Annotated in this window: 9 protein-coding genes; 3 read left to right on the top strand and 6 right to left on the bottom strand. The window is 66.3% G+C overall.

All coding sequences use genetic code 11. The annotated features are described in order from the left end of the window. From GXB81_RS29585 to GXB81_RS29560, 6 genes are all read right to left on the bottom strand, one after another. Nucleotides 1-855, bottom strand: an 855-nt coding sequence (locus tag GXB81_RS29585; RefSeq protein WP_241016579.1) for a transketolase family protein, incomplete at its 3' end; no start/stop codon positions are given. A 99-nt stretch (nucleotides 856-954) separates the two neighbouring features. Then, nucleotides 955-1,827, bottom strand: coding sequence for a phosphoribulokinase (locus GXB81_RS29580; RefSeq protein ID WP_205991072.1), 873 nt, complete (start codon nucleotides 1,825-1,827; stop codon nucleotides 955-957). A 75-nt stretch (nucleotides 1,828-1,902) separates the two neighbouring features. Next, nucleotides 1,903-3,099 carry a class 1 fructose-bisphosphatase gene (locus GXB81_RS29575; RefSeq protein ID WP_205991071.1) on the bottom strand — a complete coding sequence of 399 codons (1,197 nt, stop codon included), beginning with the start codon at nucleotides 3,097-3,099 and terminating at the stop codon, nucleotides 1,903-1,905. Nucleotides 3,100-3,136: 37 nt separating this feature from the next. Further along, entirely contained in the window at nucleotides 3,137-4,138 is a 1,002-nt protein-coding gene (cbbX, locus tag GXB81_RS29570; protein WP_167285475.1) for a CbbX protein, read from the bottom strand. 142 nt (nucleotides 4,139-4,280) lie between these two features. Then, on the bottom strand, nucleotides 4,281-4,709 hold the full coding sequence (locus GXB81_RS29565; protein ID WP_205991070.1) for a ribulose bisphosphate carboxylase small subunit: 429 nt from the start codon (nucleotides 4,707-4,709) through the stop codon (nucleotides 4,281-4,283). A 159-nt stretch (nucleotides 4,710-4,868) separates the two neighbouring features. After that, a complete protein-coding gene (locus GXB81_RS29560) occupies nucleotides 4,869-6,368 on the bottom strand; it encodes a form I ribulose bisphosphate carboxylase large subunit (RefSeq protein ID WP_167285473.1) in 1,500 nt (499 codons plus the stop codon). Between the two features lie 533 nt (nucleotides 6,369-6,901). Here GXB81_RS29560 and pqqA point away from each other — a divergent pair. From pqqA to GXB81_RS29545, 3 genes are all read left to right on the top strand, one after another. Beyond that, complete coding sequence (pqqA, locus tag GXB81_RS29555) at nucleotides 6,902-6,991, top strand: pyrroloquinoline quinone precursor peptide PqqA (protein WP_345889934.1); 90 nt, start codon at nucleotides 6,902-6,904, stop codon at nucleotides 6,989-6,991. 106 nt (nucleotides 6,992-7,097) lie between these two features. Further along, a complete protein-coding gene (locus tag GXB81_RS29550) occupies nucleotides 7,098-7,700 on the top strand; it encodes a DUF447 domain-containing protein (RefSeq protein WP_205991069.1) in 603 nt (200 codons plus the stop codon). 34 nt (nucleotides 7,701-7,734) lie between these two features. Continuing rightward, nucleotides 7,735-8,256 (top strand): (5-formylfuran-3-yl)methyl phosphate synthase (locus GXB81_RS29545; protein ID WP_205991068.1); only part of this gene is annotated, 522 nt, incomplete at its 3' end.

The following is an 8,256-nucleotide window of genomic DNA, read 5'->3' as shown; positions in this document are numbered from 1 at the left end:
CTCGTCGGCGCCGAGCGGCGCGCCGTGCACGTCATGGGTGCCGGCCTTCGACGGCGCGCCCTGGCCGATCACCGTGCGGCAGCAGATCAGCGTCGGGCGTGCCGTGGCGCGCGCCTGCCGCAACGCGCGATCGACGGCCTCGACGTCGTGGCCGTCCACCTCGCACACGACGTGCCAGCCGTAGGCCTCGAAGCGCGCGGGCGTATCGTCGGCGAACCACTGCGCGACATGACCGTCGATCGAAATGCCGTTGTCGTCGTAAAGCACGGTGAGCTTGTCGAGCTGCAGCGTGCCCGCGAGCGATGCCGCTTCGTGCGAGATGCCTTCCATCAGACAGCCGTCGCCCACGAACACATAAGTGCGGTGATCGACGATCCGATGCCCGGGCCGGTTGAATTCGCGCGCGAGCAGCGCCTCGGCGAGCGCCATGCCGACGCCGTTCGCCAGCCCCTGGCCAAGCGGCCCAGTGGTCGTTTCGACGCCCGGCGTGACGCCCACCTCGGGATGCCCCGGCGTCTTGCCATGCAGCTGGCGAAAGCGCTTCAACTCGTCGATCGGCAGGTCGTAGCCGCTCAGATGCAACAGCGCGTACAGCAGCATCGAGCCGTGTCCGTTGGACAGGATGAAGCGGTCGCGATCAGGCCAGGCCGGATTGCGCGGATTGTGTTTCAGATTCCGGCTCCACAGCGCGACGGCAATCTCGGCCATGCCGAGCGGCATGCCGGGATGGCCCGATTTCGCCGCTTCGACGGCGTCGATCGCGAGCATGCGCAGCGCGTCGGCCATCGGGCCGGTGGCCGAGGAAGCGGCCGGGGCGGCGACAGATGCAATAGAGGGTTGCGCGGCGGCACTCATCGAATCTCTCCTTGCGAAATGAACACGGGCTGCGCCGGCGTGGGGCCGGCGCGCGGCAGCCGCATTCGGTTCGGACTTCAAGCACGCATCGGACACGCCTCAGGCGCGCGAGCGCCGGTCGATCAGTTGCAGGATCATCGGCGTGAAGATCAGCTGCATCGCGAGCCCCATCTTGCCGCCCGGCACGACGATCACGTTCGGGCGCGACATGAACGAGTCGTGCAGCATCGTCAGCAGATACTGGAAGTCGATGCCCTTCGGCCGCGCGAAGCGGATCACGACGAAGCTCTCGTCGGGCTGCGGAATCTCGCGCGCCGTGAATGGATTCGAGGTGTCCACGGTCGGCACGCGCTGGAAGTTCACGTGGGTGCGCGAGAACTGCGGGCAGATGTAGTTCACGTAGTCGGGCATGCGCCGCAGGATCGTGTCGACCACCGCTTCGTGCGAATAGCCGCGCATCGTCTGATCGCGGTGCAGCTTCTGAATCCATTCGAGGTTGATGATCGGCACGACGCCGATCAGCAGATCGGCATGCCGCGCGACATCGACCTTGTCGGTCACGGCCGCGCCGTGCAGCCCTTCGTAAAACATCAGGTCGGTGCCGGACGCGACCTCTTCCCACGGCGTGAAGGTGCCGCCGTCCTGCTTGTAGAGCTGCGCCTCGGCCGCGTCGTGCACGTAGTGGCGAAACTGTCCGCCGCCGTTTTCGCCGTAGCGCGTGAACAGCGTTTCGAGTTCTTCGAGCAGATTCGCCTCGGGGCCGAAGTGGCTGAAATTCGGCGCGCCGTCGCGTTCGTGCTCCTTCATGGCCGCGCGCATGCCGTGGCGGTCGTAGCGATGGAACGCATCGCCCTCGACGATCTGCGCATTGATGTGCTCGCGTCTGAAGATATGCATGAAGCTCTTCATGACAGTGGTGGTGCCCGCGCCGCTCGAGCCGGTCACCGCGATGATCGGATGTTTGACTGACATGCGTTTGCCTCCGGATGACTGTGTTCTGTGCGCCGTGCGCTATACGTACCCGCCGGACCCGCGCCCGGCCGCCCGTCATGCCGTGAAGTCCGGCAGGAACAGCGAGCGCGTGCCGAACAGCGGCGACGTGAAGGGCTTGTCCTCGCCGCGGTCGTATTCGCCGTGATAGCGCGCGATGCGCTCGACCTCGTTCTTCGAGCCGAGGATCACCGGCACGCGGCCATGCAGAGTCTGCGGACGAACGTCGAGAATGCGTTCGCGCCCGGTGATCGAAAGGCCGCCCGCCTGCTCGACGAGGAAGCTCATCGGGTTCGCTTCGTAGAGCAGGCGCAGTCGCCCTTCCATCGCCGGCGTTTTCGAATCGCGCGGGTACATGAACACGCCGCCGCGCATCAGGATGCGATGCACTTCCGCGACCATCGACGCGATCCAGCGCATGTTGAAGTCGCGCGCGCGGCAACCGCTGCGGCCGTCCTTGCACTCCTGCACGTAGCGGCGCACGGGCGGCTCCCAGAAGCGCTCGTTCGAAGCGTTGATCGCGAATTCGGCGGTGTCCTCGGGAATGCGGATATTCGAATGCGTGAGCACGAAATTGCCGATGTCGCGTTCGAGCGTGAAGCCATGCGTGCCGTTGCCGACCGACAGCACGAGCATCGTCGAGGGTCCGTAGACGGCATAGCCGGCCGCGACCTGTTCGCAGCCGGGGCGCAGGAATGCGGCCTGGCTGGCCGGTTCATGCACGGCCTCGTTGGCGTGCTCATTGGCCTGTCCATTCGCGGCCTCATTGGCATGCCCGTTCGCTGCGTTATTTGCCGGCTCACTCGCTACACGCTCCGCCGCGCCGCGCACGCGCAGCACCGAAAAGATCGAGCCGACCACGCCGTTGATGTCGATATTCGAGGAACCGTCGAGCGGATCGAACGCGAGCAGATAATCGCCGCGCGGGTAGCCGGGCGGAATCGCGTACACGTCTGCCATTTCCTCGGACACCATCGCCGCGAGCAGGCCGTCCCATTCGCAGTGCTGTACGAAAACCTCGTTGGTCGCGACGTCGAGTTTCTTCTGCTCCTCGCCGTGCGTGTTGACGGTTTGCGCGGAACCGTAATGGCCGCCGAGCGCGCCCTTCGTGAGCATCGCCGAAATCGACTTGATCGCGGCCGCCACGTCGATCAGCAGCGCCGAAAGTCCCGCCATCCCCTGCGTACTCGCGGACGGCTGGCGGTCGAGTGTGTCGATCAGAAATTTCGAAAGTGTCGTGCGTCCGTCCTGCATGGCGTTCTCCCTGGAAACGATGATTCGGTATCCCGATTCAGCCCGGCGGTGCCGCGACTGCCTGCGCCGGCGGCGGCTCGTCGAACACGCGGCTCGCGCGCACGTCGGCGGCGTCGATCAGCATGAGCGCGGCGGCATCGATCGGCGCGCCGCCCTGCAGCGCGCTCGCGAACAGACGGTTCGCCTGACGCAGCCGCGCGCGGTCGAGCGCGTTGCGCACCGAGCGCGCATTGGCGAAATTCGGCTGACGGATGCGGCGCGCCAGGTAGTCGGCAAACGCGCGGCGCGAGGCCGCATCGAAGCGGTAATGCAGGGTGCCGAGCATGCGCTCGGCGATGTCGAGCAACTCCGTTTCCGCATAGTCGGGAAACGTGATGTGATGCGCGATGCGCGAACGAAACCCGGGATTGCTCTCGAAGAACACTTCCATGCGCGACGCGTAGCCCGCGAGGATCACGACCAGATCGCTACGCTGGTTCTCCATCGTCTGCAACAGGATCTCGATCGCTTCCTGGCCGTAGTCGCGCTCGTTTTCGGGGCGATACAGGTAATACGCCTCGTCGATGAACAGCACGCCGCCCATCGCGCGCTTCAGCACGTCGCGCGTTTTCGGCGCGGTATGGCCGATGTACTGGCCGACGAGGTCGTCGCGCGTCACCGAGACCAGGTGATTGCGGCGGATATAGCCGAGCCGGTGCAGCACCTCGGCCATGCGCAGCGCGACGGTCGTCTTGCCGGTGCCGGGATTGCCCGAGAAGCACATATGCAGGGTCGGTGCGCCGCCCGCGAGACCGAGCGAGGCGCGCGCGCGTTCGACCAGCAGATGAGCGGCCACTTCGCGGATGCGCGTCTTCACGGGCGCGAGCCCGACCAGATCGCGTTCGAGTTCGTCGAGCACGTCGCCGATGCCCGAGTCGCGATAGAGCGCCGCGAGGTCGACTTGCGCCGGGGCGGGTTGCGAGGCGCGCGCGGGTTGTCCGGTCTCGCCGGCCTGCGCGGCAGGCGGCGAGGTTGCATCGGCTAGGGCGGCGTCCGTCATGATTGCTCCTTGCTGCGGGTCGGCGCGCGGCTTGTCCCGGGGTTGGCGGGGCGGCTTGTCGCCGGGTTCGGCCTGGTTCGCAGCCAGGTTCGCGCGCATCGCCTCACGCTGCATGGTTGCGTCGTTGCATCGTTCGCGAGCCTCAGCCCGCTTCGCCATAGCGCTCGCCAGCCGGCCGGTCGCAGGCATAGCCCGCGATGCCGTAGCGCTGCACGCGCCCCTGCACGTCCTGACGTTGCAGGCGGAAGCCCGGCTCCACGTCGGGCCGGTTGACGATGAACGACAGCCGCATCGTCTCGAACGTGCGCACCGAATCGAACGCATTGACCTTGATGTAGTGCTGCGGGCGCGCCGCGCGGCACGCGTTGATCTCCTGCAATACGCCGGCCGCGTCGTGCAGATCGAACATCGGCAGGCCCCACATTTCCCAGTACGTATTGCGCGGATGCGGGTCGTCGGTGAATTCGACCGAACAGGCCCAACCCTGGCGCAGCGCGTAGTCGATCTGCAAGCCGATTTCCTCGTCGGTCAGCTCGGGCAGAAAGGAGAACGTTCCTTGTGTAATGCGCATGACGAACCTCGTTGATGGCTCATGGATGGATACTGCGTTCGGCACGGCGTCAACGGTCCCCGCGCGCGATGCCGAGGCACCGCGTGGCTGAGTTGCTGCCTTGAATGAACGGCAGTTGGCGCCGGGCCTGCGGGCCGCTGCGCGGCCCGCTCAAAACCCTCAGGCCGCCGTCGGCGTCGCCGCGAAATCGGGCGTATCGGTCGAGGCGTAGTTGAACGTCACGTCCTTCCACGTATCGAGTGCCTGCTTGAGCGGCGTACACCAGCGCGACGCGGCTTCGAGAATGTCGGGCCCTTCGTGCAGAATGTCGCGGCCTTCGTTGCGCGCCTTCACCATCGCTTCGAGCGCGACACGATTCGCCTGTGCGCCGGCCTGAATGCCGGCCGGATGGCCGATCGTGCCGCCGCCGAACTGCAGGATCGCGTCGTCGCCGAACAGGTCGAGCAACTGATGCATCTGCCCCGCGTGAATCCCGCCCGAGGCCACCGGCATGACCTTGCGCAAGCCGGCCCACGGCTGGTCGAAGAAGAGGCCGCGCGACAGGTCGACCTCGTTGCGCGCCTCGCGACACACGTTGTAATAGCCCTGCACCGCCAGCGGATCGCCTTCGAGCTTGCCGACCGCGGTGCCCGCATGCGCATGATCGACGCCCGCCATGCGCAGCCATTTGGCGATCACGCGAAACGAGATGCCGTGGTTGCGCTGCCGCGTGTACGTGCTGTGCCCCGCGCGATGCAGATGCAGGATCATGTCGTTCCTGCGCGCCCAGCGCGACATCGACTGAATCGCGGTCCAGCCGATCACGAGGTCGATCATCACGATGCACGAGCCGAGCTCCTTCGCGAATTCGGCGCGCTCGTACATGTCTTCCATCGTGCCGGCCGTCACGTTCAGATAGTGGCCCTTCACCTCGCCGGTTTCCGCCTGGGCGCGGTTCACCGCTTCCATCGAAAACAGAAAGCGGTCGCGCCAGTGCATGAACGCCTGCGAGTTGATGTTCTCGTCGTCCTTCAGAAAATCGAGGCCGCCGCGCAAGCCCTCGTAGACGACCCGCCCATAGTTCTTGCCCGAGAGGCCGAGCTTCGGCTTGACCGTTGCGCCGAGCAGCGGCCGGCCATACTTGTCGAGCCGCTCGCGCTCGACCACGATGCCGGTCGGCGGCCCCTGGAAGGTCTTCAGATAGGCGACCGGAATGCGCATGTCTTCGAGCCGCAAGGCCTTGAGCGGCTTGAAGCCGAACACGTTGCCGATGATCGAGGCCGTCAGGTTCGCGACCGAGCCTTCTTCGAACAGGTCGAGTTCGTAGGCGATATAGGCGAAGTACTGCGGCTCGTCGGCGCTCGACGCGGGCACCGGCTCGACGCGATACGCTTTCGCGCGATACATGTCGCAGGCGGTGAGGCGGTCGGTCCACACCACGGTCCACGTCGCCGTCGACGATTCGCCGGCCACCGCCGCCGCCGCTTCCTCGGGCTCGACGCCGGCTTGCGGCGTGATGCGAAACAGCGCGATGACGTCGGTTTCCTTCGGCTCGTAGTCCGGCTGCCAGTAGCCCATCTCGCGGTATTTCATGACGCCTGCCGCGTAGCGCTCGCGCTGGCCGCGCGGATTGCCCGAATGACGCTCCGGCTCGATCACCGGTTGACTGAAATCGTTCATGAGGTGTCCTCGAATGTGGCAAGCGCGCTGCCGGAATGACGCAGCGCTTGAGTTGCACTGTAGGCACGGACACGCCCGAGGGGAATTCACGATTTTATTTGGCAGACTTAACCGATCCGTTATCGGTTGCACATCGTGACGCGCCGTTTCGGGACACGCATGAAGATGGGGGCAAATGGCCCGCAGGCGCGACGAGTACGGCGTGACACCATCGCCGCACTGAGCGGACGCGCGATGGAACACTTTGCTTCGTTTTTGCCACACCGCGCGGCGGCTCGCGTGTTGGCGGCAGGAGCGACTGCATGCGCGCCGCGCGGCGGTCAGGCGGCGGCCGAACGGCCACGCGCGGCGGCGCAATTCGGCGGGCGCTGCATTGTCCGCCGCGAAGAAGCAGATAGAGGTCCGGCAAGCGGCCGGCACATCGTACCGGCAATACGCATAGGCACCAACCCAGGCACAAAGCTTGCGTCGATACCCACCGCCACCGAAGTCCGGCATCACGCCGGGCCGGCGGCGCAACGCTGTTTCAACCCATGGAGGAAGCACGTATGCAATGGACGACTCCGAGTTACACCGACCTACGCCTCGGTTTTGAAATCGTGATGTATGTCGCAACGCGTTAAGCCCGCGAAAGGGCCGCACGCCGCGGCCCCTTCGCGGTTCCCGTTGGTGTTTGTCAGCAGTTGAACGGCCGGCCTTCCGGCGCTGTCAGGACACGCGTTCCCATCCATGATCCACGAAACGATCGTCACCACGGCAGCGTGCGATGGCCGTCCTCATATCGCGCCGATGGGCGCGTGCTACGAGGGCGAGCGGATCGTCCTTGCGCCTTTCCGTCCGTCCACGACGCTCGACAACATCGTCGCGTCGCGTGCGGCGGTTCTGAATTTCACCACCGACGTGCGCATCTTCGCGGGCTGCGTCACGCACAGCGCGACCGACTGGCCGACCGTGCGCGCGAGCCGCGTCGCAAGCGTGCGCCTCGCTGAATCGCTCGCGCATGCCGAGCTCGAACTCGACGAGCTGCGCGAGGACACCGAGCGTCCCGTGCTGCTCATGAAATGCGTGCACCGCGAAAACCATGCGCCGTTCGCGGGCTTCAACCGCGCGCAGTCGGCCGTCGTGGAAGGCGCGATTCTCGTGAGCCGGCTCTTCATGCTGCCGGCCGCGAAGATCGATAGCGAAATGGCCTATCTGCAGATCGCCATCGACAAGACCGCCGGCGACAACGAGCGCACGGCGTGGGGCTGGCTCGTCGACGCGGTCGCGCGGCATCGGGCGGGCCTCGAAGCGGCGGATGGGCAACAACCCGTCGCTGCCGTCCATCACTAGCGCCATCCAGCCGCCGTTTTCCCGGAGATAACCGATGACCGCCCTGCTCGCCAGCGTTCGCTCGGACGACGAAGCATTCGATGCCGCTCGCGCCGGCGCCGAACTGATCGACCTCAAGGAACCGAACGAAGGCGCGCTCGGCGGCCTGCCGAGCGGCGCCATCGCGCGCATCGCGCGGCAGTTGCGCGCGCGCTATCCGGTCAAGCCGATCAGCGCGGCGATCGGCGACGTGCCGGCCGAGGCGTTCGACGAAATCGCCGCGCGCGTGATCGAGGTCAGCGACGCGGGCGTCGATTACGTGAAGGTCGGCGTCGCGCGCGGACCGGCCGCGCGGCGCTGCATCGAGCAACTCGCGAATCTGCCGGCCACCGTGGTGCCGGTGCTGCTATGCGACGGCGGCATGGACGACGAACTGGTCACGCACGCCGCCGCGCTCGGCTTCGCGGGCCTGATGTTCGACACCGCGAGCAAGGACGGCAGCACGCTGTTCGATCACGTCGACGTCGATACGCTCGCGCGCTGGTTGCGCTGCGTGCGCGAACGCGGCGCGCTCGGA

It is taken from the genome of Paraburkholderia sp. Ac-20336, from assembly GCF_017105025.1.
GTDB lineage: Bacteria > Pseudomonadota > Gammaproteobacteria > Burkholderiales > Burkholderiaceae > Paraburkholderia.
This window is presented reverse-complemented; position numbering and strand designations above follow the sequence as displayed.